The organism is Ferrovum myxofaciens (assembly GCF_013181415.1).
GTDB classification, from domain to species: Bacteria; Pseudomonadota; Gammaproteobacteria; order Burkholderiales; family Ferrovaceae; genus Ferrovum; species Ferrovum myxofaciens.
The window spans coordinates 2,435,737-2,459,494 of the sequence record NZ_CP053676.1; the positions used below are offsets into that span (position 1 = coordinate 2,435,737).

Consider the following 23,758-nt stretch of genomic DNA (forward strand, 5'->3'; position numbering starts at 1 on the left):
TTAATTGTGAGTGTCTTTTTCATCGGATGTCTTCAGCAAGTGACGCGGCAAGAAAAATGCATTGGCAATGAGAGTTGGCACCACCGCGCTGCCGATCACCGTTGCTACCAGGGCTGAATACTGCGCTTGGTCGATTATCTGGTGAGACAGTCCGAACAATGCAGAGATGGTGCCAAAGGTAAGGCCAGTGGACATCAGCAACGTGGTGTACATGCCTTCCTGTTTGGGTGAACCGTAAGCGCGCGTCACCGGATAGATACCCGCCACTTTAGTGACCATCTTCACAAGCAGCAGTGCGATAAACGCCAACGGCGCAGCAACCAGTGCGGGCAGCGAAACCAAAGATCCGGCGCGAATGAAGTAAAACGGTGTAAGCAGCCCGAACGTGAGCGTGCGTAATCTCCTCACCAGCGCGTGATCCTTGCCTACCGTTCCTGCCAGCACCATGCCGATGAGGTAGGCTGGCAGCACTGCTTCGCTATCAGCCCAAGTGGCCAATGCGCCCATGCCAAACAGGCAGGCCATCAGAAACTTGGCTTCCAGTTCCGAAGGGCGTCCACCATAGCGTTTGAAGAAACGCGGCACGATCCAGGGCAGAACAAAGAAGACGACCACACCGGTACCCAGGAAAACCAGAGTTCTAAAGGTAAATGGCGCGAAGATGAGTCCCAGTGCAACAACCGTGGCCAGGTCCGTAACAAAACATGCTGCCAGTACTGCTTTGCCGTAGTTGGTGGCATTTAGGCCAAATTCCAGCATCACGGCGTACACAACCGCCACCGAAGTGGTGGACATGGCGATGCCAGCGAGCCAACTGGCCTCTTCGCTCCAGCCCAGGCCCCAGCGGGCGAGTGCGGCGCAACCGAAAAATGGTGCAAAGAAACTCACCAAGCCGATAACCGTGATTTGCTTCCATTCCTTGCGAAATACAGCAGGGTCAAGTTCTGCACCAGCCAGGAAAGTTAAAAGAATGGCCCCAGCACCCGAGAGAAACTTGATCCAACTGGCATCTCCTGCCAGTATCGCGCTGCCCAGTAATGCGCCGATGATGAGTTGGGCGATGGTGCCGACGACGATTTCAGACAATGCCGTCGCGACCCTGAACCAGATGGACAGCAGAGAAGCCAGCAGCGCCAGCGTCAGCCATAAAGCGGCCTGCCCCCAGATTTCCGTCATGAGTTTTCTCCTCGCGGGCTCATGGATTTTTCGCCATTGATGACGCCGTATTCGGCGGGCAGCCTGACGTAGAACATGGTCAAGCCAGAGCTTCTGACCATCTCCAGAAGCCGATCAGCCTCATCGTCATTCACGATGAATTCCACTACCACCGGCAGATCACCCGCAAGCTCGAAAAAATGTTCTTCATGAAAGATGCCGTGACGCCCGAAACTGGCGATGGCCTTGAATGCAGAGCCTCCGTGTATACCCATTTTCTTCGCTTGTTCCAGCAGCCATTCATAAACCAGCGTGTGTTGATGATTGCGGTTCTCGTGCATGTAAAACTTGAGAGATGTGCCTTTCATGGTGTGCCTCTTCTGGTCTGATTTTTAGTACGACATCTTTGACGGAATTACTCCTCGTACACCGCCGCGCGGATTTTCCATATCGCCACGGTAGCGGGGAATCAGGTGCAGGTGGACGTGCTGAATGGTTTGGCCCGCAACTTCGCCCACGTTGATGCCGATGTTGTAACCTGCTGGAGCATGTTTGCCATCGAGGTAATGTTTTGCTCTGTCGAGCAACGACAACAGCGCGGTTTTCTCCTCATAGGTGGCGAGGAAGAAATCAGCGACATGGCGCTTGGGGATGATCAGCAGGTGGCCTGGATTGACCGGGCTATTGTCCAAAATAGAGTAGGCCAAGTCGTTTTCGAACAGGATGCCTTCAGGGTGACAGAACGGACAGTTTTGCGAGCTGTTGTTCATCATGCTGCCCCTTTTGCTTTGAGCAGATTGACTGTCAGCATACCCAGTACCGTCATGACGAGCGAACCGCCGAGATGGGCAGCCATGTGGGCCAGGGACCAAAGATACTCGCTTCGGGAAATGAGCGTGACAGCTTCCGCAGAAAAAGTGGAAAAGGTGGTGAGCCCGCCCATGAAACCGGTGATGACGAACAGTCGCACTTCCGGCGGCAGGCCGGCATATTCGGTAAAGAACGCGACCGCCACGCCGACCAGATAACCGCCGATCAGGTTGGCCGCCAATGTACCCAAGGGAAGCGTGGGGAAAACCGGATTGAGCAAAATGCCCAGCCACCATCGCAACCATGCACCGAAAGCCGCGCCGAAACCTACTGCAAGAAAACCGTAAATGCCCATGCCACTACTCCGCCCAGATTGGTATCGATCCGGCAGAGCAGGCAGAAAAAATGCCTACCGCCCCGCTGCCGGGTTATCGGTAGGCATCATCAGCCCTTGCGGGCGGTTCGGAGCAGAAGTTCCGGGAGGCATGCCATCTCCAGGACGAAAGGTAACAAGCAATGCCAACAATGTAAAGCGACTTCACTTAACTTGTTTGGTTTGAATACGCTTAGGTCAGTCATCTCTCGATTACAATTATATTACGAATTGCGCAAATAAGCCGGTCTGGATGTTCACGTTGCCGGTCTATGTGTTCAGATTCTCTGGAATCCGCACTTGCCCATGTAACTCATCGGTGACTTTCTGCAAAGCCCTCTGCCAGCGGCGCCAAGCGGTGGTTCTGCAACAACCGAAGCGCTTGGCAATGTCCTGCCAGTCATATTGCCTGGCTCGCATCCAGACCAGGTGCCGCTGTTCCACCTCGAGCCACAGCATCCAGTGCATGGTTTCCAGCATCCGATCGATGGCGGCGGGACTGGGGGGCAGGCATCGGTATTCAGGTTCTTCCATTGCAAAGGTTTCCCGCAGATCGCGGGCAAAGGCTGGCCAGACATTGAAATAGCCCTGCACACGAGCCGGTGGAAGTCGTCGACCCGTTTCTGCAGCTTCGGCAAATCGTGCGGCCACATCGTCGATGTCCCATTCATCCATGGCGCTTCCCTCCATAGAGACGATTGCCAAGGCGACGGATGAATTCCCGTTCCACGAAATCGAGGCGATTATCGTTTTCGGAAACCAACAGGATGTGCTGTTCCTGCCAGCCATCCCTCTTGGTGGCTTCGATATCCATGGGTTCCGGCTGATAACGCCCAAGTGGCGATGAATAACGGTGAGGATGGATTTTCATGAGAGGCTCCTTCATTTTGCCCAATCAGGCAGGAAATCGTCAGGTAACGAGATGGGACCAGATTCTCCAGATGGGACACATTGACGCAGCAGTGCTTCACGCCGGACGTAGAATTTGGCTTGGGCATCCCCTGCAACATCGGCCCAAGCCTGCCGGTTGATGGCCTGTCTCTCGGCACGGGAAAGTTCAATGAGAGCAACGGACCGTGCTTGGGTGAGCCCCTGTTGCAACTGCTGAATCTGGCGCTCACAGTCGATGAAGTAACGTCGTACCTTTCTTCCTTGAGCCGTGCATTCCACCATGGCCAGTTCCTTGGCCATATCCAGGGTGAGGAAATAATCTACTGAGGGTCGGCCACCGCGACTCTTCCCCAAAACAGGGGTAAAGTCCTCGATTGAACCGATGGGGTGGTTTTCGCCAGTTTTGGCGAGCAGGTAGTCCTGGTTTTCAACAAATCCGTATTCCTGAATGCGCCCCTTGATCCAGTTCGAGAAGTCACGCCCCACGCCAAGGAAATCGTGCAGGTGCCTGGCATCCACCAGTTGGACGGATTGACCGTTGAGCGTCCCGGTCAGGACAGGAATCAGTCTTGGTGTCGTCATTCTCCTTCTCCTTGCAGTTGAACGGCCCAGTGCAGCAGCGCCAGGGCATCGGCCTCGTTGTCGTCAGTGACCGGATGACCCTTGGCCTGCATGGCGGCGATCACCTCGTCTTTGCCTGCATTGCCACGCCCTGTGGCATGACGCTTGATGGCGCCCACCGGCACGCCCTGGTACGGGATGTTGTGGTGTTCGCACCAAGCGGTGAGCGTGGCCATCAATCCGCCATAGATGTGCGCGGCATCGACCCCGGCGTGCCTGCGTACTTCCTCGAAGTACAGGGCGTGAATATCGCCAGCGATGCCCTTGATTTCAGTCGGCCAGCGCTTGAATCTGAGGTAGCGCATCCCACCGCCCTCGAAGCGTTGTGGTCGAAACGAGGTATAGCCGTGGGAGATTTGTCCCTCACGATCCCGCAGGGCCCAGCCCGTGGTGGTACCCAGATCCAGCGCCAGCAATATCAAGCCATTCATTTCATCGATCCTCTCGTGGTGAGTGTTGCTCCCCGACGCAGATGGCGCAGTATCCGGTTATCTTCCATATGACGCGTGTACGCACGCGTATAGGGGTAAATAGGGAACTGAGTCGGCTGCGTCGGGCTTCAGTAAAATCAACGGGTTAAAATTTTCAGTTTTCGGAGTAAGGGGTGAAGCGATCTTTCACTGGCTCCTTCAACCCGAGGCCGCGAAATCCTCTGACCCCGGCGGGATTGCGCCATTTTTCCAACCCGCGTGTAATCAACAGATCAGAGAAGCGCCGCTGGGAATCCACAAACTCGCCCGAGGCCTCTGCCCACTGTCTCCAGTCATTGAATAGTTCAGCGGTCAGTGAATTAGCGCGAACCGCGATCACACAGCGCTCATCGAGCCAACGGCCAACGGAATCCTCCGATTCAAAATATTCATCGGTGGCGGAAACCACAGGGTCAGGTCGGGGAATTCCTTCTTTCTGCCAGGCGAGACACCCTTCCAGCATCCAAGCCAGAATGCCGTCCTGTTCTTTGAGCAGTTTTTCCGTGAGTTTTCCGTCACGGCGCTCGGGTGGAATGGTGACCGTGAAAGGAATCAGGTGAAGACGGCGTTTCATGGCATCATCAATGTTGCGGATGGCAGGTTTGTGATTGCCTGCAACCAGCAGTTTGAATTGCGGGAAAAACTCGAAGAAGTCCTGGCGCATGAATCGGGCAGAAACCTTGTCGCCCCCCGTGATTCCTTTGACCTTGGATTCATTCCAGCGCCGACCCTGTTCGGTTTCAATGGAGGAGACGAAACGGGCACCCCGTAACCCGGCCAGATCCGTGGGATGGTGATCCGTGCGCGTTTCCATGAAGGTGTCCATGGGAGCGTTGGCCGCGTAATCACCGAGAATGGTGGCCAGTACATTGAGAAAAACGCTTTTGCCATTGGCCCCGGTGCCGTACAGAAAGAAGAGGGCGTGTTCGCTGGTGACCCCTGTCATGCAATACCCCGCCATGCGCTGCAGGTACCCCATCAATTCCGGGCCATTTCCTGTCACATCGGCGAGAAACGATTTCCAGGTTGGGCATTCACCCTTGGGGGTGGCCGAAGTGATCTTGGTCATCCGGTCGTGCCGATCGTGGGGGCGGATTCGTCCGGTGCGCAGATCCACCATGCCTCCAGGGGTATTGAGCAGCCACACATCGGCATCCCATTCATTTGTGGTGGCGGCGTGACGCCGATCGGAACGGGCGAGGCGTTCCACTCCGCTGATGGTGCTCGAACCCGCGAGTTTGGTGGCTATCTTCAGACTTCCTGATCTAGCAGGATGTGAGTTTGGCACCTCATACCAATTTGTAAATCATTCTTGCACCTGATTCGGGATGACAAAAAGCGAGCCGCGTTAATTCTTCAAGGAGGCTCGCAATCGCCTTGTCATGAGCAGGATTTGCCATCCGATGAATTTTGATGGTCAGTGTCTGTGCGGCATCATCAGGCTCAATGTCACCAGAAGACACGAATAACTCCCGCACCAGCGCTCGCGCTTCGTCTTCCTTTTTCAAGTGACGTCGCAATATCGCCACCAAGGCGGTCTCAGCGCGGTAGGCGATCATCTTTACCACATCGGTCAGCATTTTATTCAACGGCAACAACTGAGTTACTCTCAACTCCTCGGGCAAACTGCCCAGCGTTACTTTTCGGGGCATATCCCGTCGCTCGGCACGAAGTCGTGCCAGTTCAATCTGCACGGTCTGAAGTGCTTCGACGGATTCGGCTTTTTTCTGAATATCCACGCTGTCCATCAGGGTGTGTCTGGTCAGTTCTGCCTGAAGTTTCCTCTCGGCTTGATGTGCTTTTTTGACCTGTTTGTCGAGTTCGCGCCATGTGGGGTTGATAGTCAATAAGGTGCCAGGAAGACTTTCCGCGCCATACTCAACAAGTCCATCAATATCATAGTGTTCCATCATGTAGCCGAAGAAGTTTTCCTGGCACCACCGGGAGAACATACGGCCCGCAATGACCCCATTTCCCAGATGCTGCGCGCTGGTGATGATGGCCGTCTGATGCCCCGTCAAGGTCAGACGACGCACTTCGGTGACCGGCATTGAGTCCTTGCCTGAAACCAGCCGGGTTTCCCGCATGGCCAGTTTCATTCGCGTACTGCCACCGCCAGGCTGAGGAACCTCCTGTTCAATAAATTCATCTTCCGGCCACACCTCTTTGACATTCTTGCGATAACTCAGCGCGCCAATGCGCTGCTTCCAGAGTTCAGAGAACAGACTGTACGTAGCACCTTCCCGATCAAACACCATGACGAAACGGTGCAAACGCAGATCCTGACTCAACGCCTCCATGGTTGGTTGTCCGGGAACGCTGATTAACAGTTCGGGTACGATGTCTTTAATCAGGCAATCCGCCATCCCCTCATTGAGGACCTTCGATACGACAAAGAAGGGGCGACCCAACGCATCGTTTACCCAGTAATCGCTGGTGCCACGCAGGCACAGTTTCTCGCGTGAGACGAATCGGCGCGGTAGATTAGCCAGATCACCGTGGTATACCCGCACATGACCATCGACATAAAGGTAGCCCGCTTCATCAGGATCGTTCTCCATCCAACTCTTGCTCAGTTCCTTCATCCAGGCTTGCGGATTACCTGTGCGAGCCATCGTGGTAATCTTTTTCACGCAGGGGTACGCACTTCCGGCACACGATCCAGTCCGATGACTTTACCAAACTCCCCCGGTGGAATGTGACGCAATCCTTCCGGACGGCGTATCCGGGCAAGCGCCATGAAGCCCAGTGTCAGCAGAATATGCAAAACACTATAAAACCCTTTCGGCAACTTGAGATGACGATCTATCCCGCTGAGTAAGCCGTTCGCGCACAGTGCAGGCAAGGCCGTCAAAAGCCCCGCCATCTGAACATCATGACCCACCTCGAATCGAGCGCTTGCAGAGCCGGCCAAGCCCATGGCTGCGGCAACACGTTCATCGGCTCGCGTGCAGGCCGTACCCATTGCGCTGGCAGCCTCCGCATCGATACGGCTGCGCTCACTTTTGCTGACAACTACAGGCTTGGTCAGACCTTCATCCAGCACGCAGGGCAACTGTGGAATCGCATTGCGCTTCAGCGCCTTGCGCAAGGTCGACTCATTGATCCCTGCCCGTCTGGCAACTTCCGATGGATGAATACCGTCTGCAAGAATCCTTGCGCATTCTGCAATTTTATCCGGGGTGATCACGCGTGGCGCAGCACGACCGATTGTGCGATAAAACGAGCAAGGACCGTCCTGCCGGTACTGTTTCGTCCAATTCATCAGGGTGCGGTGTGGAATCAGCAAGGGCGATCCTTCAAGGTCGCGCGCTCGAACGTGACCGTTTGCCATCAGGCTCGTCAGTGCAAAACGTCTGCTTTGCTCATCTCCTGCCGGGTGTGAAAAATAATTATCACCACCCACAAAATATGTCACTTGATCCTCTTTGGTCAGGATGCTCAGTGAAGTTCCGATTTTATCTGCACCATCAGGAAAGCCGGGAAGAAGTGATTGCTTGAACATATCAACTTTCAGGTTGTAAATACAACGCCAATTTTATACCGATTTTCCCAATTCATGAAAAAATAAAGTGCTAAACTCAAATCCTGAAAAATTACTCAAAACCCGGTCGGGATCAGGAAGTCTGACCTTGTGCGAACGAGCCGGGAGAAACTATCGGCTCCTGACCAACATGGCTGCACAACTCCTGGCTGTGGCCGCACAACGCCAACTACCCGTACTGGATGACAAACTCTACCTGGAGGTGTTTGCCTCCCCCAATTCCACCACCCACTCAACCCGGCGCAACTCCCGGGCCCGCTAATGACCCAAAGGAAAATCATGACCAAGAGAAAGTTGATCTTCACCTCGCGCCGTAACAAGCGTCCACCCACCGCCATCCTCGACATTGAACTTCCGGAACTCTCCAATGATGCCGCAGCGGCGCTGGCCGATGTTTTGGTGCAGTTGTATCACCGCTTTGAAGCAGCCTACTACGCCCAGATCCTGAGCCATCATGCCGACCAACTCATTCCTCCAGAAAAGCCGTTCGCAGGGATGGCGCGCAGCGCCACCTCGCAAAACGCCGCTTTCGGCTATCGTCCCAATGTAACCGAAGAACTGTTCTGAACTTCGCACTCTCAGCCGGGCAGCCCCTCTGGGTCAGCCCGGCCCCCCCTTCCTGAGGATGGGAACAAAATCCCTGGCTCCCGGAAAACCCTCAAACAATTTGCACCACTCAGCACCGCATAAGCACTGCGGTCGTTCACCACTTCATCGCAATCCCTCAACTCTCACATTTGCGTGACGGTCACAATATTGCTCAGTCAAATCCACCATCAGATTTATGCGGATTCTGACAGCCGTCTACAACCCATCACAGAGCGTGCAAATCAAAGCATCAATCATCTTGATTCCGCTCAGTGGTCTCGCCGATGAATTTCAGGCTACGCAGTGTTCCAAGACTTGTTTGGCAAGGGTCTGCATGGCGATATCTCCTGACTGGTAGAAGTATGATGCTACTTCTGACACTTTTCCAGTCCTAAAACTCGGGAGGGTAAAGTCGGCCGAAGGAAGGCAAATCGGCCATGGGACTTCCTTTGGTGCGTAGGCTGCCCTCAGCCACCCGCCTTTGGCAAGTCGGCAGCGCGAACGGCCCGCAGCACTTCCCGAAAGACGTCATCGAACGGTGGCAGTTGGTTCATCTGGTGCGCGAGGCGGGCAGTCCAGAGTCGCCGCAAACGATCTTCCTTGGCGGCGATTGCCTGCTCCATGCCTGCAACGACGCGCTGCCGCAGCGCCAACTTGGCATCGAGTTCGGCGCGAAGCTCTGCAATGCGAAGGTCGGTCGCGCCAAACAGATACCAGAGGTCATACAAGTCACGCGGCTCGTTGCGCGCTCGGTCACTCAAGGCCAGCAGCTTTTCAATCACGATCTCCTCGATGGCGTAGACCTTCACGGTTGGCCCTTCGGGCAAGTCGTCAAAGCTGTCGTAGGTGCGATGAATCGAGCGATCTTGCAGCGGGAAGCACAGGACTTCGTTGATCGTGATATCAACCTTCACGTCGTTCGCGGCGGGCAGCGGCCCCTGGTAGCGCAGATAAAACGTGTGACTGTTCTGGTGGCCGTGGCGGTCTTCGCGGTCGAAAGCGATCCGCAAGCCGCAGGCGGCCTCAACCGCCGCAAAAATTTTGCCCAACCCAGCAAGGATATCTTCAAGGGCGATCGGACGGGTCAGCGTGAAGTCCAAGTCTTCTGAAAACCGATAGTCCTCAAACCAGCAGCGTCGCAGGGCCGTGCCACCTTTGAAGGCCAGCACCTCGCGTAGCGGATGACCGGCCAGACCGGTCAGGAACCAGGCCAGCACGTAATCGCGTTCGATGACGGCCTCGGGAATGCGCCGCCCGCCAGCGCTCACCAGCGTGTTCGAGATCAGGGAAATGTTGCGTTGTGGAATCATCAGCCAAGCCTCACGGCATCGAGTTCTTCGGGAGTCACGTTGAGCTGGAGCCGCCAACGTGAGAGAAATGCTCCCTCGGCGGGGAGCAGTGGATCAAGGCGCTGATAAGTTGCCGTCAGCATGCCGTGCAATGGTTCCAGCGCCGACGCATCGGCCAGGCCATAGTGTTCCAGCAGGTAACCGAGGCGACGCACGACGGCGCCGACGCCGAGGCGTCGTGCGTAGTCCACCAGCCGTTCGACTTTCAGTACGTCCCGCTTCATCCACAAACCCTTGGCGACTTCGGTAATGCCGCCGACAAATGCCGGGTGTCGGAGTCCGTCGATGATCGTGCGCTCCATGTCGCTGATCATCACGAAGCGCTCCTTGTCGATCCAGTGCTTCATAACCCCGAATTCTTGCTCCGCCGTAATGTGGACAAACCGAAAGTCATAGCCACCCACCGTCTGCGGACGCACGCGCCGCGTGCATGACACATACACGGTGAAGGTCGGCTGCGTCACCATGCGATGCAACTCAAGTGCGGTGCCGTGCGACAGGAAGTATGGCGCCGTACCGGCGAGTTCACGCGCGATCAAGTACGGACTGTCGATGTGCTCAGTGGCCCGGCCGAGTTCGAATGGCACGAGGTTGTACAGGCCAGGCTTCAGTCGCGTAACCAAGCCTCGCTGCTGGGCCTTGTGCACGAGATTCCGGGCTGATGCCGACGACAGGCCGGTGATCGATTCCACATCCGCCAAGGTGAACGTGGACCGGCGTAGTTCATTCAGTTCAGTGAAGAGCTGCGCTGCGCGTGGGCCTAGCGTCTTCGTTTGCAAATGATATTTTGCGCTCAATATGCACCTCAAAAAGAAACGTACTGCGCGCTAAATATAACATCAACGATATTCAGCGGCAAGTTTGTCTCCCTCTAGGAGACAAATTGAGCGTAAAATGTAACAATTAAAATTTAAAGGCAAAAATCGCCATAGGCTGCACCAAAAAGGGAGTGCTCGATGACCGTCAGTATCCACAATCCAGACCAGTATATGGCCAGCCTGCGGCAGATCATTGCCCAGGGACGCAAGCGGATCGGCCTCCTGGTCGGGGCGGGCGCGCCGGCTGGCATCTTCCCTCCCGGTAGCGACAAGCCACTGATCCCTGCTGTGGCAGGCCTCACCGACATGGTAATGGAAGCGCTGAAAGCCGACTACGGCAAGCCCCTGGACGCCGTATGGGCCGAACTGGAAACCCCAAACATTGAAACGATCCTGTCGCGAGTGCGCAGTTTGGCCGGCGTCATTGGCAAGACGAAGGTTCATGACATCAATGGGGAAGGGTACAAAAAACTGAGCGAAGCTATCTGCGAGCAGATCGGCACCATCGTCAACAAGCCCCTTCACGGCGGTCCTTCGCCGTACACCGAGTTCGTGACGTGGATCAGCGGCACGGGACGCGAACATCCAGTGGAAATTTCACCACCAACTACGACCTGTTGTTCGAGCAAGCGCTGGAGCGCACGCGCGTCCCGTTTTTTGACGGGTTCAGCGGTGCCAGTGAACCCTTTTTTGATCCGTCTACTGTGGCGAGCAATGACCTGCCAGCGCGTTGGACGCGCTTGTGGAAGCTGCATGGTTCGCTCGGCTGGGCCGCCAATGCGCGAGGCGAAGTGGTGCGCACGGGGAAGGCGAATGCCACCCACTTGGTGTTCCCCGAACATCTGAAATACGACCAGACGCAGAAGGCACCGTATGCCGCGCTGTTCGACCGCTTGCGGGCGTTCCTGATGATGCCAGACACGTTGCTGATCGCGACCGGGTTTTCCTTCGCTGACGCGCACATTTCCGCGCGGATCGATGAATGCCTGGCCGCCAATCCGTCGGCCAGCGTGTTCGCGTTCCAGTTCAAACCGCTCGAACAAGAAATTCATGCCCGCGACATCGCGGGGCGCCGCGCCAATATGAGCTTGTATTCCCCGGACAAGGCCATGATCAATGGCATCGCGGCACCGTGGATGCCGGGTGATCTGCCTACGCGCGACTGGGGCGCCATTCGAGCCACCTATTGGGGCATCGATGAAAAGAGTGGGGCCGCGCAATTCCAACTCGGCCGCTTCGACCGGCTCGCTCGATTCTTCGCATCATCGCGTGCAGCTCAGCACTTTCCCTTTGCTGCACCTGTTGTGGATGCAGCAGTTCCTGTCGCGCCGACACCGCCGGACGCTGCTGTCGCGTTGCCCGCGACAGCACCCGTCGATGGTGCCGCATGAATTCGAAGCCGACACTGCTTGGCCATGTTGGTGCCGTGACTGGCGCTGCGATCAGCGTGCGTCAGTCACCGAGCGTGGCATCGGTATTCTTTCTCATGGTGTCTGCCTGGGTATTCTGGCCCAACGTGACCGCTCATTCCGGCATCGTGACCGGTCATTCTGATTTATCGTGACCGCCTGTTCTGATTTATCGTGACCGATTTTGGCGGGTTTCCAGAATCTTCGGTCACGATGCCAGAATGGCGTCATACGACGGGGTAATGGTGTTACGCATGGACCCGCTGAACGGGTATGCTGATCAGTTTTTGGAGCCAGCATGCCCACACCAAGGATTGCTATGCGTAAAATCAAGGATGTTCTTCGATTAAAACTCGATGCTGGGCTCAGTCATGAGCAAATTGCGATGGCTCTCAAGATCTCCAAGGGGGTAGTCGCCAAGTATGTTGGGCTGACCACGGCGGCAGGTCTGGATTGGGCCACCATACAAACGCTGGATGAAACCAGTTTGCAACAGAAGTTGGTTGGTTCTTCACATCGGACCCGCCGACATGTTCAGCCGAACTTTGGCCGTATTCATCAGGAATTGCGCCGCAAGGGCATGACCCTGATGTTGCTGTGGGAAGAATACCAGGCTGAATATGCGGACAGCCAGACCTACAGTTATTCTCAATTCTGTGATTGCTACCAGCGTTTTGCCCGAACTCTCAAGCGCTCCATGCGCCAGGTTCACCGCGCGGGGGAGAAGTTGTTCATTGACTTTGCCGGTCCAACTATCCCCTTGGTGGGAGGAGATCGTGCCCATATCTTCGTGGCGGCCCTGGGGGCATCCGGCTATACCTTCGCCTGTGCCACGCCCCGCGAGACGACGGAGGACTGGATAAATGGAACGATCCGGGCACTGGAATTCTATGGTGGGGTCACCCAACTCATCGTCCCGGATAACCCCAAGGCATTGATTGCCAATCCGGACCGCTATGAGCCCCGCAGTAACGACACGGTACTGGATTTTGCCCGCCACTACGGTACCTCGGTACTTCCTGCCCGGACCTACTCCCCCCAGGATAAAGCCAAAGTCGAGTCTGGCGGTCCAGCGATTGGCGTCCCGTTACTGCGTAACGAAGCGAGAATTGGTTGAGCGACTGGTAGTGGCAGAAGAGAAAAAGATCCTATCTGGGATAAGTAGCGATGAATTGGATGTATATCTGGAGGCAGGCGAAAGACCGTTACGCAGTAACGGACAAAAAGCCAGGGGGAAAAACATGAAAAAGGAGGAAAATATCGAGTCATCGTGACCGATCACAGTACAATATAAGCGCGTAACCCCATGACCTAACCATCGGTCACGATAACCAGAATCACCGGTCATCTTCACCAGAATACGCAAGAGCTACCGCATCGGCCAAGTCGGCAGCTTCGTGCGTATCCCGCAGGGCTATCACGACCTGTATGGCATCGTCGCCGAAGTCGGTGCGAATGCGGCACCAGAAGCGGCGCGCGAACCGAATGATCGCGGCGACCGCTGGATGACGATCCAACTCGTGGGAGAGATCGTCGGCGCTTCGTTCGAGCGCGGGATCAGCCAGTATCCGAACGTCAAGGATGAAGTCCATCTCGTGACTGAGGAAGATCTCGCGGTCATTTACGGCAATCAGGATAGTGGCCAAGTGATGATCGGACGGCTGGCGAGTGCCGAAGGCATCCCCGTCCGCATCGATCTCGACAAGCTCGTCACCCGTCACAGCGCCGTGCTAGGTTCTACGGGGGCGGGCAAATCCACGACCATTGCCAGCTTGCTGCGATCGATCGCGTTGGGCGGAAGCGCAGAGGGCGGCACCGGGTTTCCGAGTGCGCGGATTCTGCTGCTGGATATTCATGGCGAGTATGGTCGCGCACTGCGCTCGGTATCAACTGTGTTTCGCGTCAATCCGAGTGCTGATGAACAGCCATTGCACATCCCGTTTTGGGCGCTTGACCCGGCCGATCTCCTCGCCTTCTTGATGGGCAAACTCGACGACAAGCCGCTGTCACAGATTCTTGATCGCATCTTTGACTACAAGACCAAGCTGGTGAACGACACGTCGGTTGCCGGTCTGGACCTCAACTCGATGACGGCCGACAGTCCCGTTCCGTTCAGTCTAAAAAAGCTCTGGTTCGAATTGCTGGAACCGGAAATCAAGACATGGGCTGACCAACCGCGAACGCAGCCGGCGTTGGATGAAGCCGGTGATGCAGCGACGCTGAAAGCGCCGCGCTACAAACTTCATGGGGCCGGGTCCGCAGCGCCTTTCATCAATCAGATCGGCGTGCTGGGCATCCGCCGTCCTTTGGATCAGATGCGATCCCGCTTGCTGGATCGCCAATACGATTTCCTACTGCATCCTGGTGAATGGGAGCCCGACCTCAGTGGCAAAGCCGCGAAGGACTTGCCAGAACTGCTGCAGGCGTGGCTGGGGCATGACAAGCCCATCACGATCCTCGATCTATCCGGGATTCCCAGCACCGTGGTCGCCCGTCTGATTGGTGCAATTCTCAAGATCATCTATGAGGGACTCTTCTGGGGCAGGGAAAAGAGCGAGGGTGGTATCGCAAGGCCTTTGCTCATGGTGATGGAGGAAGCGCACCGCTATCTCTCCAAAGACGCCGATGGGCCAGCGCGCGCCATGGTTCAACGGATCGTGAAGGAAGGGCGCAAGTTCGGTATCGGTGCAATGGTCGTCAGCCAGCGTCCATCTGAGGTCGACGAAACCATCCTTTCTCAGTGCGGCACATTCATCGCGCTGCGTCTTTCGAACTCATCGGATCGCGCGAAGGTTCAGGCATCGTTGCCGGACAACCTGGCGGGCGTGATTGACAGTCTGCCTGTGCTGCGCGTTGGGGAGGCAATCATTACCGGTGAGGCGGCGCGTCTTCCTATCCGTTGTCGTATCACCCTGCCGGACGAAAAGCACCGACCGAATAGCGAAGATCCTGATGTCGCCAAGCGCTGGCAGGGTGCTCGTCTGCCGGAAAGCTACGAACGTGTTGCGGCGTCCTGGCGCGCACAAAACCCTACCTGGACCACATTGCGCGTGTTGCGCACCCCGGTTGCACAAGAGGAGATAGAGAGCATGGAACGAGAAATGGTGGACTCATCGACCATGCTATCCATTGGCTACGAGCCGACGAGCAGCACGCTCGAAGTCGAGTTCAAGAACGGTGGGCTCTATCAGTATTACAACGTTCCCGAGCCGATCTATCAGCAACTCATGGCATCGGAGTCGAAGGGCAAGTTCATGCACGCCTACATCAAGCCTGCCTATCCGTGCTCGCGAGTTTGAACAGTTAATCGGACAGCTGATACTGAACCACAGCAAGGAGGGGACAAATGATATCGACGGACAAAGAGACCAAAGTCGATCTGCGCTACAACGAGGCCATTGCTGCGACGACCATCGGGCTGCTGCGCGAGCGTTTGGACATCTGCAAGCTAGGCAGAGAAGCGGGTACTGTGAGAACAAGACGTTTTGAAGGGGGGCTATAGCCGATGTTCTTTGCTGTGCTCCCCCATGGAACGCGAGTCCCAGCGGGGTCTCGCATGAAGGCATTTCTGTTGACCGACAACTGGGACGACTGGTTCACCTACAGCACGATGTACTCCCTGGTCGTCTATGACGCTGAAGGCCAGGACTTCGTTGCCGGAGGGGTCAAGATCGGGCAGTTTGGGATGAGGGAGGGGCAGCGGCGATCGGAGATACTAGTGTTTAATTGCACAAGTTGACAATAGTATTTCTAAGTTGAGCCCCTTTGACTTCACGTTTTCGCCAAACGAACGGCGATGCGCTTTTATTGTACGCAGCCGTAAAATCCTCAATGGCTTGCGTAAGTTTTTCGATACTTTCAAAACTCGCTCCCCGCAGGGCTTTGCGCTGCAAAATTCCAAACCATATTTCAATCTGATTAAGCCAACTCGCCGAGGTGGGCGTAAAGTGGAGCGTCACGTTTGGGTGCGCAGCAAGCCAGTCGGCGTTTCCTTTGTGGGTCGATAGGTTATCCAGCACAATGTGAATTTCTCGCTCCTCTGGTTGCTCTGCGATCACATCATCAAGAAAGGCTTGAAAGTCTATGCGCTTTTTTGTTGCAGTGATTTTGCCCTGTATCTGTCCAGTAGCAACTTGCAGCGCGGCAAATAAATTCAACGTGCCGTGACGTTTATAGGTGCTCTTCATGGCACGCACGATCTTACCGCTGCTGGTGTGAACATAGCCACAAGTCCGTTCAATGGCTTGAATTGATGGCTTCTCGTCAATACTGAGCACCAAGGCATTGTGGGGTGGATCGAGATATAGCCCGATTACGTCGGCAGACTTTGCGGCAAACTCCGGGTCAGTACTAACGCACCAAGACCGATGGCGTTGCAGTTGAATACCTTCTTTGCGCAAAATGCGCCAAACAATATCAGGCGAAACACCCAAGCTCACCGCAAGCAAGCCACCATCCCAAGTGCTCATGCCATCTGGTGGTGGCATTTCCAGTTGCGTCAGAATCCGTTGGCGTAAAGCCGGATGGTCATAGGTGGCGGGTTTGCCGGAACGCGCGTGATCATACAGGCCAGCCAAGCCATGCGTTGCAAAGCGATTACGCCAAATGCCTACGGTATTTGGGCGCAACTTCATCTCGGTAGCAATTTCATCGTTGCGCTTGCCCGACAAGCAAGCCAGAACGATCTGCGCCCGCTCAACCAATCTGGCCTGCTCTGTGCGGCTGCGTGCGAGTTTATTCAACGCCATCTCTTGCTCATTTGTGCATGATAGTTTTACTGCAACGCGAGACATGGGGTACCTCCGTCAATGCACTCTGGAGGTGATATTCTAATTAATATCTTTTATTAATGCAATTAAACACTAGATCAATTCGATCAACTCAGCGAGGAGTTCTTCTCGCTCGGGCAGGATGACAGCTACTACGAGAAGCTCAACGAACTGGGTCCGGAACTCAGAGATCAAGTCTTGCGGGGCTTACGCGATGTGGCACTCGACCAGGAACGGTTCCAGCGATCGCTTGACGAGAAAGTCACAGGCGTTTCCTTACTCAGATCGGTAACCCGTGCGACGGTGCAGGGACAGTATTCCCGACTCGCGCGGGGTGGAGCGCGCTTGTCACGATACGAATTCGCGTACACGGCACCTAAGGAATCGTTAAAAAATAAAATGGACTTTTATGCATTGTCTGCTACACTTGGTGCATGGAGGCAGACAAACTAATCACGGCGCGGTACGAAGCTCTCGAATGCATTCTTGATGAGCATCAGAGGCGGCTGTATGCGGCAGTGGAAGCCAAGGTGCTTGGTCACGGAGGGGTCAAGCGCGTTCATGAGGCTACCGGCGTTGCACGAGGTTCGATATTGGCAGGTCTTCGGGAGTTGGAACAAGGGATAGCCACGATTACGGGTGAAGTTCGTCGCATCAGGCGCGCAGGAGCTGGGCGCAAGAAGTTGACAGAACTGGACGCCGGGGTGAAAGAGGCGCTGGAACGGCTCGTTGAGCCGGTTACGCGAGGCGACCCGGAGTCCCCATTGCGCTGGACATGCAAAAGTCTGATGCAGTTGTCGGGTGAATTGGCTGCTTGTGGTCACAAGATCAGTCATGTGTCAGTAGGCACCATGTTGAAAGAGCTTGGTTATAGCCTGCAAGGTAATCGCAAGACACTGGAGGGAGCCAGTCATCCTGATCGAAATGCTCAGTTTGAATTTATCAACAAGAAAATAGAGACAGCCTTGAATGCCGGGCAGCCCGTCATTTCGGTTGATACCAAGAAGAAGGAGCTGGTTGGTCAGTACAAAAATGGTGGAAAGGAATGGCACCCGCAAGGACGGCCGGATGAGGTCAATGTGCATGATTTTGTGGGCGAACTGGGCAAGGCTAATCCCTATGGCGTTTACGACTTGGGTAGCAATAGTGCGTGGGTCAGCGTGGGTACTGATCACGACACGGCGAGTTTTGCCGTTGCTACTGTTCGGCGCTGGTGGTTTGCCATGGGAAAAGCACTTTACCCCAGTGCCAAAGAACTGATGATCACGGCGGATGGCGGGGGAAGCAACGGCTCGCGAGTTCGGCTATGGAAGTTTGAGTTACAACAACTTGCCGATGAACTTGCCATCCCAATTCGGGTTAGTCATTTCCCACCAGGGACAAGCAAATGGAACAAAATTGAGCATCGCCTGTTCTCATACATAAGCATGAATTGGCGTGGGCAGCCATTGGTGAGTCACGAGGTTATCGTTAATTTAATTGCAGCGACTACGACACGAAAAGGATTGAAGGTTCAGGCGCAACTGGATACAAATCTCCTTGCCTATCCGGTTGTTTCCCACGCTGGATGATGCTATGATTTTTACCCATGACAATGGACATCCATCAACGTGACGATCTGCCGTTCCCGCACTCGCTGCCGGAATTCCAGCGGCTTTTTCCAGATGTTGGGGCGTGTGCTGCTTACCTGGAGAAGTTGCGTTGGCCGGACGGTTTTGTTTGCCCGCATTGCGAGGCAGGCGGTGAGCCACTTCGGTTTGCGAACCGTCCAAACGTGTTTCGGTGCCGCGAGTGTCGCAGGGATACCAGCTTGAAAGCCGGAACCGTGATGGAGGGGTCGCATACGCCGCTTAACATCTGGTTCTGGGCTGCCTATCTGGTTACCAGCCAGACGCCCGGCATGTCTGCCGTGCAGTTCCAGCGGCAACTTGGACTGCCCAGGTATGAGACGGCATTCCAGATTCTCCACAAGCTCCGGGCAGGCATGGTGCGCCCCGACCAGGACAGGATCGGCGGCAAGGCCCATGAACACGTAGAGGTCGACGAGACCTATGTTGGCGGCAGGACGCGCGGCAAAGGCAGTGGCGTCCACGACATGAGCCTTGTCGCTTGTGCTGTTGAGGTGCATCAGCGCAAACCGGGCGGCAAACTCGACAAGCGGAAGAACGGCAGGTACGCGGGGCGAATACGGCTCGCTGTCGTGCCGGACCGCACCACCAAGTCGCTTTGCGGCTTCGTCGAAAGGTCGGTTATGCCGGGCACGCTTATTGTTACCGATGACTGGAAAAGCTATTACGATCTCCCCAACAGAGGGTACAAGCACATGCACGTCGCCGAGCGCGGCGACCCGCAGGTTGCCGATGAGTTCCTTCCGATGATCCACACCGCCTTCGCTAACTTGAAGTCCTGGATTAACGGCATTCACCACGGGGTAAGTGATCAGCATTTACAAGCGTACCTCAATGAATTCACGTTTCGGTTCAACCGGCGCTTCTACCCGTTCAACGCTTTCCGCTCCCTGATGGGCATCGCCAGAGAGGTTGCTGCTCCTACATACGCCGAACTTTATTCCGGTGTTTGGACTCATCCTGGTGCTAATGAACGTGGCGGGGAAACAACCGGATAGGCAAGCAAATCTCTATCCAAAAGGCATCAAGGTTTCCGATGACGAGTTCGCAGCCATTCGTTTGGATCGTGATAGTTTCCATGGCGAATGGAATTACACCATTACACCGAACACAACTTAAAAGTGCACGTTATTATTTTATGATTCCTAAATCAATTTATATCCATTATTTTTGATTTATATCAATTTTTATCCATTTCTAAACTTTAGACATACGCCCCTCCCGTCCGCCCTGGATTTTGCGAGGCGTCGCTTCGCTCCGTCCCTGTGAACTGCTTTTCCATGGTAGTGAGGTGGGCAGAACACGACAACAGGACGATTCGACCAACCAGAAACGAATCGGGATGGTCAGCGCCGAACACAATCGGACACGCACCACCAGAGCCAGCGTGACCCAACCCTGGCTGTTCAGAAAGGTGGAAACCATCGCAGTTATTATGTCAGCCCCTCCAATCACGCCTGCTTTACCGCATTTATATGGATACCCCGCCCACTTAAAAAATGCTGTGTCGCCTCTGAAGGACAAGATTCCGTTCATACTGGAAGCCGGAAACCCCCGTGGATAGGGGGGGTCGTGCGAAGGTCGCCCTTCGCAGAAACAGAGAACGGAGAGCGCAGGGGGGTAGAAAACGGTGAAATTCGGGGTGTATCGACAGTTGCCGCCCTTCGCACGAAACCGGGAAGCCGCGCCAGTATTGGCGTTCCGGCGGGGCACTAAAAAGGCCGGAGAACGTTCTGGCCTAGGTGAAGTGGTGGCGTATGGTTTACCAATGCGAATCCGACTAATTCAGCTGATGAGTAATGCTGCGGAAGCGCTACTTCCGGTCACACTACTTCCAGTCTGCTACGCTGGCATTTTGAAGAGCGGCCCAGTCATCCGGTGGATGACCGCGTTCCAGCATCTTCTGAAAGACCACATAGGGGTCGGTTTTGCTGCCGGATGTTCGCAGCGTGTTTTCGTCGTTCACCCAAGCAAAGATGACGACCCTGGACTTTGAATCGAATCGAAAAAACAACCGAAAGCGCTGCCCCATCTTGGCGCGTCGCCAATGCCGGAACTCCGTCCCCATGGTATTGCCCTGCCGGTACTCGTCACGATTGGGGTCGCTTGGCACCGTTTCCAGCATCAGTTGCGAGAGGGCATTGAACAATTTGACGTTGGCGTTCGACTCGAACCCTCGAGGATCTTGCGCTTTGGCCCGTTGAACAGCGGCCTCCAGTTTTCTCAGTTGCTCGATCAGACAATCGTGGAAGAGCAGATTCCACCCGTGCCGCTGCATCACAATGCGACGTCACCTTCGATCTCAGCATTGAGGTCCACGGGCTGTTTGAGGGCCGCCAGCATCGAACGCGCCAGATCTTCCGGCAAGGCAGTGGTACGCTGCCCGGACTGGATGTCCTTTTCCAAAAGGCCCAGGAAGCTCGCGATGACGGGGTCTTCGTGAGGGACATCCTCCGCACGGCTGACGATGACTTGGGACCCGCGCAAATCGAAGGCCACCTTGCTTCCGACATCGACACCGAGGGCTTGCCGAATGGGCTTGGGCAGGGTGATCTGCCCCTTGGTGGTGATGGTAGCGACTTCGTGAATGGATGACATGGCGCGGCTCCTGGCGAATGGACTCATAGTAAGGAAATTTCCTTACTATGTCAAACGTTCTAGCCGGAATCAGCTGACGGCCAGGATTCGATCCCCTGTTTCACAATCGAACTCCTGCCCCGATCCTGTACCCCATCGCCCGATACCCGCTCTGCCGCTTGTCCCACATACGCTGCAGCGCCGGATGGCCAGTGTCCACGAAGTCGATGATAGACCCGGGGTTGCGGATCTTAACTTCCCATTCAGATCGCAAAGTAAACTACCGCCCGAGCCCCGCTGAAATACCGCCTATTGATAAAGATAACTCTTTTTCCATTTTGCGCAACCATTCGCCTATACTGTGTCCACCGGTGCATAACACAGGAGCGCAGCATGGCAACCAAGACCCTCAAGACAGTCCCTAACCCGCCTTTAACGAAATAAGCGAAAATATCGACAATTTTTCCGAATTAATTTCTATAATGCATTGATTATAAAGTATTCGCGTTTTTTGTTTTTGACGATATCTCTGTGTAGTGCCATAATATTTTGCGATGTTCGCTAAAACCCCTTGCTTTTCTGGTAGCATCGTAGAATGTTTATTCGCCAAACCAGAACCAACAACAAAGCCACCGGGGAGTCCTACTTCACCCATCGACTCGTGCGCACGGAGCGCATCGGTGGCAAGGTGCGTCAAGTTACCTTGCTGAATTTGGGGAGGCATTTTCCCATCCGGCAGGAAGACTGGCCTTTGCTGTGTCGGCGTATTGAAGAATTGATTGGTGGTCAGGCCGTCATGATTCAGGACACTGTTCCGGAAGCCATCGAGAAAGCCGCGCAACGCTATGCTGGACGCCTGATTGAGATGCCACAGGATATAGCAAGCGAATCGGGGGCGGCCACGGATACTCCTGGGCACGATTTCCAGGAAGTGGATATCGGCTCATTGCAATTGATGAAACCGCGTTCGGTCGGCGTCGAGAGTCTGGGGCTATATGCCCTGTCGCAACTCGGCTTTGTCGAGAAACTGAGCGAACTGGGGGTCAATGGTGTCATGCGCGCGGCGATTCTGGGCAATGTAATCGGACGCATGACCAAACCGGCATCGGAGTTGGCGACATGGAACTGGCTGCAACAGCACAGTGCGCTGGGCGAGTTGATCGACTTCGATTTTGAAGCCATGCCACACACACGCCTGTACCACGCTTCTGATGTATTGATGAAGCACCGCCAGGTCATTGAAGACCATATCTTTTCTGCCGTCCAGACGCTTTTTGGTCTGGATGAGACGGTAACCCTGTATGACCTGACCAACACCTATTTTGAGGGTGATGTCGAGGGCAATGAAAAAGCGCAACGGGGGCATTCAAAAGAGAAACGTAGCGACTGCCCTCTGGTGACACTGGGCCTGGTGCTTGATGGCAGCGGCTTTGTGCGCCGCTCCAAAACCTTTGCAGGTAATGTGGCCGAATGCGGCACATTGGAGGTGATCTTGAAGGGTCTGAATGCACCACAAGGCGCATTGGTCATCATGGATCGGGGAATTGCGACTGAAGCCAATGTCGGCTGGCTGATCGAACACGGTTATCGCTATTTGGTAGTCAGTCGTGACAGGGTGAGGCAATTCGACGAAACCCAGGTCATCAGCATTGAAACTGCGGGGGGTGATCCTTTGCGCATCCAGAAAGAGATCAGCGAGGACGGCAAAGAAGTTCGTTTATATTGTCACTCCCTGGGCCGCGAGAAGAAAGAAAGCGCCATGGTCGAGCGCTTTGCCACGGGCTTTGAGGCCGGGTTGAAAAAGATCGTCGAGGGGCTTGCCAAGCCGCGTGGCGAAAAGCGTTATGGCAAGTTGTTGGAGCGCATTGGTCGCCTCAAGGAGAAGAGCCGGGGAGCCAGCCAGCATTACCAAGTCGAACTTATCGCGGATGAATCTGGCAAGTTGGTCACGGGTCTGGCATGGAAAAAGGTGCCGGTGGATGGCACGATGGCGACGCATCCCGGCATCTATTGCCTGCGCAGCAACGAGACCACTTGGGACGAAGAAAAACTGTGGCGTACCTATACGATGCTGACGGATCTGGAGAGCGTATTCCGCAGCCTGAAGAGCGAGTTGGGTTTGCGTCCGGTCTATCATTCGAAAGAGGATCGCGCAGATGGACATCTCTTCATCACCGTGCTGGCCTATCAGGCCGTACAGGTGCTACGAGCGAAACTGAAGAAAGCAGACATCCGCGAAAACTGGGCCAGCCTACGCGAAACGATGAGCGTGCAGCGGCGCGTCACCGCCTCATTCCAACAACGTGATGGGCGCACATTGAATGTGCGAAAATGCACCGTAGCCGAACCGGATTTGATGAAAATTTACAGGGCACTGGGAGTTTCCCCGGCTCCAGGAGGAACGAAAAAACTGATCAGTTAAACCAAAATTACGAGCATGTAGTGCCACTCCGATTTTTTTGTGGTCGTAACAAACTGATAGTTAAAGAAATTAAATTCTCTGCGTTAAACATGGGCTAAGATCTCCGTCAAGATCTGGCGTCCCATTATCGACAAGCTTGACGCGAAAATAGAGACAGCATGCCTTCGGCGCGATGCCTACCTGAATAAAGTCCTCGATGTCGAGCTGGGTTGGCTTGATGAAGAGGTTTCCATCCCGAACTCGCAGGCGAGCTACGACTACGTCTTCGACCGGCTTGACGGGCTTGATCGCAAGCTCGTAAGCCTGGCGCTGCCGTCGGAGCTGACGGCTCGTC

The 23,758-nt window shown here is 55.1% G+C and carries 26 protein-coding genes, 5 pseudogenes and 1 riboswitch; of the genes and pseudogenes, 12 read left to right on the top strand and 19 right to left on the bottom strand.

What is annotated here, in order from left to right; all coding sequences use genetic code 11:
* The 11 genes and pseudogenes from HO274_RS12030 to HO274_RS12080 all read right to left on the bottom strand — a co-directional run bounded on the left by HO274_RS12030 (position 1) and on the right by HO274_RS12080 (position 7,825).
* Positions 1-1,176: a cation:proton antiporter gene (locus tag HO274_RS12030; protein WP_273119951.1), complete on the bottom strand. Its 1,176-nt coding sequence runs from the start codon at positions 1,174-1,176 to the stop codon at positions 1-3.
* A complete protein-coding gene (locus HO274_RS12035) occupies positions 1,173-1,523 on the bottom strand; it encodes a DUF190 domain-containing protein (RefSeq protein WP_273119953.1) in 351 nt (116 codons plus the stop codon). The genes HO274_RS12030 and HO274_RS12035 overlap by 4 nt, the downstream gene beginning before the upstream one ends.
* A gap of 24 nt (positions 1,524-1,547) precedes the next feature.
* A complete protein-coding gene (locus tag HO274_RS12040) occupies positions 1,548-1,928 on the bottom strand; it encodes an HIT family protein (RefSeq protein ID WP_273119955.1) in 381 nt (126 codons plus the stop codon).
* Positions 1,925-2,320 (bottom strand): fluoride efflux transporter CrcB, encoded by a 396-nt coding sequence (crcB, locus tag HO274_RS12045; protein WP_273119958.1) that lies wholly within the window; start codon positions 2,318-2,320, stop codon positions 1,925-1,927. Before crcB ends, HO274_RS12040 begins: the two co-directional genes overlap by 4 nt.
* Positions 2,321-2,393: 73 nt before the next feature.
* Positions 2,394-2,470, bottom strand: a riboswitch (Fluoride riboswitch).
* A 138-nt stretch (positions 2,471-2,608) separates the two neighbouring features.
* Positions 2,609-3,013 (bottom strand): DUF6362 family protein, encoded by a 405-nt coding sequence (locus HO274_RS12050; RefSeq protein ID WP_273119961.1) that lies wholly within the window; start codon positions 3,011-3,013, stop codon positions 2,609-2,611.
* Entirely contained in the window at positions 3,006-3,209 is a 204-nt protein-coding gene (locus HO274_RS12055) for a hypothetical protein (RefSeq protein WP_273119964.1), read from the bottom strand. Before HO274_RS12055 ends, HO274_RS12050 begins: the two co-directional genes overlap by 8 nt.
* 11 nt (positions 3,210-3,220) lie before the next feature.
* Complete coding sequence (locus tag HO274_RS12060; RefSeq protein ID WP_273119966.1) at positions 3,221-3,811, bottom strand: antA/AntB antirepressor family protein; 591 nt, start codon at positions 3,809-3,811, stop codon at positions 3,221-3,223.
* Entirely contained in the window at positions 3,808-4,281 is a 474-nt protein-coding gene (locus tag HO274_RS12065; RefSeq protein WP_273119969.1) for a crossover junction endodeoxyribonuclease RuvC, read from the bottom strand. Before HO274_RS12065 ends, HO274_RS12060 begins: the two co-directional genes overlap by 4 nt.
* A gap of 154 nt (positions 4,282-4,435) precedes the next feature.
* Positions 4,436-5,572: pseudogene (locus HO274_RS12070) on the bottom strand (phage/plasmid primase, P4 family); the annotation flags it as partial.
* A gap of 37 nt (positions 5,573-5,609) precedes the next feature.
* Positions 5,610-6,953, bottom strand: a complete 1,344-nt coding sequence (locus HO274_RS12075; protein ID WP_273119973.1) for a putative transposase — start codon at positions 6,951-6,953, stop codon at positions 5,610-5,612.
* The gene (locus tag HO274_RS12080) at positions 6,950-7,825 is read right to left on the bottom strand and encodes a putative transposase (protein WP_273119975.1); all 876 of its coding nucleotides are present in this window, start codon (positions 7,823-7,825) and stop codon (positions 6,950-6,952) included. The genes HO274_RS12075 and HO274_RS12080 overlap by 4 nt, the downstream gene beginning before the upstream one ends.
* Before the next feature lie 67 nt (positions 7,826-7,892).
* Between HO274_RS12080 and HO274_RS12085 the strand changes: the two genes are divergently transcribed.
* Both HO274_RS12085 and HO274_RS12090 read left to right on the top strand, forming a co-directional pair.
* The gene (locus HO274_RS12085) at positions 7,893-8,126 is read left to right on the top strand and encodes a hypothetical protein (RefSeq protein ID WP_273119977.1); all 234 of its coding nucleotides are present in this window, start codon (positions 7,893-7,895) and stop codon (positions 8,124-8,126) included.
* A gap of 17 nt (positions 8,127-8,143) precedes the next feature.
* Positions 8,144-8,431 (top strand): hypothetical protein, encoded by a 288-nt coding sequence (locus HO274_RS12090; protein ID WP_273119980.1) that lies wholly within the window; start codon positions 8,144-8,146, stop codon positions 8,429-8,431.
* Positions 8,432-8,919: 488 nt separating this feature from the next.
* Here HO274_RS12090 and HO274_RS12095 read toward each other — a convergent pair whose 3' ends face one another.
* Genes HO274_RS12095 through HO274_RS12105 form a run of 3 tightly spaced genes read right to left on the bottom strand, consistent with a single transcriptional unit; the run spans position 8,920 to position 11,144 of the window.
* Positions 8,920-9,762 (bottom strand): nucleotidyl transferase AbiEii/AbiGii toxin family protein, encoded by an 843-nt coding sequence (locus HO274_RS12095; RefSeq protein ID WP_273119983.1) that lies wholly within the window; start codon positions 9,760-9,762, stop codon positions 8,920-8,922.
* A complete protein-coding gene (locus HO274_RS12100) occupies positions 9,762-10,598 on the bottom strand; it encodes a type IV toxin-antitoxin system AbiEi family antitoxin domain-containing protein (protein WP_273119986.1) in 837 nt (278 codons plus the stop codon). The genes HO274_RS12095 and HO274_RS12100 overlap by 1 nt, the downstream gene beginning before the upstream one ends.
* Positions 10,599-10,640: 42 nt before the next feature.
* Entirely contained in the window at positions 10,641-11,144 is a 504-nt protein-coding gene (locus HO274_RS12105) for a hypothetical protein (RefSeq protein WP_273119988.1), read from the bottom strand.
* Positions 11,145-11,176: 32 nt separating this feature from the next.
* Between HO274_RS12105 and HO274_RS12110 the strand changes: the two genes are divergently transcribed.
* The 6 genes and pseudogenes from HO274_RS12110 (at position 11,177) to HO274_RS12135 (ending at position 15,767) form a co-directional block, all read left to right on the top strand.
* On the top strand, positions 11,177-12,010 hold the full coding sequence (locus tag HO274_RS12110) for an SIR2 family protein (protein WP_273119990.1): 834 nt from the start codon (positions 11,177-11,179) through the stop codon (positions 12,008-12,010).
* Complete coding sequence (locus HO274_RS12115) at positions 12,007-12,183, top strand: hypothetical protein (protein WP_273119993.1); 177 nt, start codon at positions 12,007-12,009, stop codon at positions 12,181-12,183. Before HO274_RS12110 ends, HO274_RS12115 begins: the two co-directional genes overlap by 4 nt.
* A 143-nt stretch (positions 12,184-12,326) precedes the next feature.
* Positions 12,327-13,091, top strand: a pseudogene (istA, locus tag HO274_RS12120) (IS21 family transposase); the annotation flags it as partial.
* A 334-nt stretch (positions 13,092-13,425) separates the two neighbouring features.
* Complete coding sequence (locus HO274_RS12125) at positions 13,426-15,327, top strand: helicase HerA-like domain-containing protein (RefSeq protein WP_273119996.1); 1,902 nt, start codon at positions 13,426-13,428, stop codon at positions 15,325-15,327.
* A gap of 47 nt (positions 15,328-15,374) precedes the next feature.
* Positions 15,375-15,530 carry a hypothetical protein gene (locus HO274_RS12130; protein WP_273120000.1) on the top strand — a complete coding sequence of 52 codons (156 nt, stop codon included), beginning with the start codon at positions 15,375-15,377 and terminating at the stop codon, positions 15,528-15,530.
* A 54-nt stretch (positions 15,531-15,584) separates the two neighbouring features.
* Positions 15,585-15,767: a hypothetical protein gene (locus HO274_RS12135; protein WP_273120004.1), complete on the top strand. Its 183-nt coding sequence runs from the start codon at positions 15,585-15,587 to the stop codon at positions 15,765-15,767.
* On the opposite strand, the gene HO274_RS12140 is transcribed toward HO274_RS12135, so the two are convergent.
* On the bottom strand, positions 15,751-16,821 hold the full coding sequence (locus HO274_RS12140) for an IS630 family transposase (RefSeq protein WP_273119781.1): 1,071 nt from the start codon (positions 16,819-16,821) through the stop codon (positions 15,751-15,753). The genes HO274_RS12135 and HO274_RS12140 overlap by 17 nt on opposite strands.
* A 410-nt stretch (positions 16,822-17,231) precedes the next feature.
* Here HO274_RS12140 and HO274_RS12145 point away from each other — a divergent pair.
* The 3 genes and pseudogenes from HO274_RS12145 to HO274_RS12155 all read left to right on the top strand — a co-directional run.
* Positions 17,232-18,332, top strand: a pseudogene (locus HO274_RS12145) (ISAzo13 family transposase); the annotation flags it as partial.
* 53 nt (positions 18,333-18,385) lie between these two features.
* On the top strand, positions 18,386-19,423 hold the full coding sequence (locus tag HO274_RS12150) for an IS1595 family transposase (protein ID WP_273119521.1): 1,038 nt from the start codon (positions 18,386-18,388) through the stop codon (positions 19,421-19,423).
* A gap of 7 nt (positions 19,424-19,430) precedes the next feature.
* A pseudogene (locus tag HO274_RS12155) lies at positions 19,431-19,544 on the top strand (ISAzo13-like element transposase-related protein); the annotation flags it as partial.
* Between the two features lie 78 nt (positions 19,545-19,622).
* On the opposite strand, the gene HO274_RS12160 reads toward HO274_RS12155, so the two are convergent.
* The 4 genes and pseudogenes from HO274_RS12160 to HO274_RS13640 form a co-directional block, all read right to left on the bottom strand.
* Positions 19,623-19,850, bottom strand: coding sequence for a hypothetical protein (locus HO274_RS12160; RefSeq protein ID WP_273120007.1), 228 nt, complete (start codon positions 19,848-19,850; stop codon positions 19,623-19,625).
* Positions 19,851-20,253: 403 nt separating this feature from the next.
* Positions 20,254-20,703, bottom strand: a complete 450-nt coding sequence (locus HO274_RS12165) for a type II toxin-antitoxin system YhaV family toxin (RefSeq protein ID WP_273122312.1) — start codon at positions 20,701-20,703, stop codon at positions 20,254-20,256.
* Complete coding sequence (locus tag HO274_RS12170) at positions 20,703-21,023, bottom strand: type II toxin-antitoxin system PrlF family antitoxin (RefSeq protein ID WP_273120011.1); 321 nt, start codon at positions 21,021-21,023, stop codon at positions 20,703-20,705. The genes HO274_RS12165 and HO274_RS12170 overlap by 1 nt, the downstream gene beginning before the upstream one ends.
* A 100-nt stretch (positions 21,024-21,123) precedes the next feature.
* Positions 21,124-21,234, bottom strand: a pseudogene (locus HO274_RS13640) (helicase); the annotation flags it as partial.
* A 363-nt stretch (positions 21,235-21,597) separates the two neighbouring features.
* On the opposite strand from HO274_RS13640, the gene HO274_RS12175 reads away from it, so the two are divergent.
* Positions 21,598-23,424, top strand: a complete 1,827-nt coding sequence (locus HO274_RS12175; protein WP_273120013.1) for an IS1634 family transposase — start codon at positions 21,598-21,600, stop codon at positions 23,422-23,424.
* The last annotated feature ends 334 nt before the right edge of the window (positions 23,425-23,758 follow it).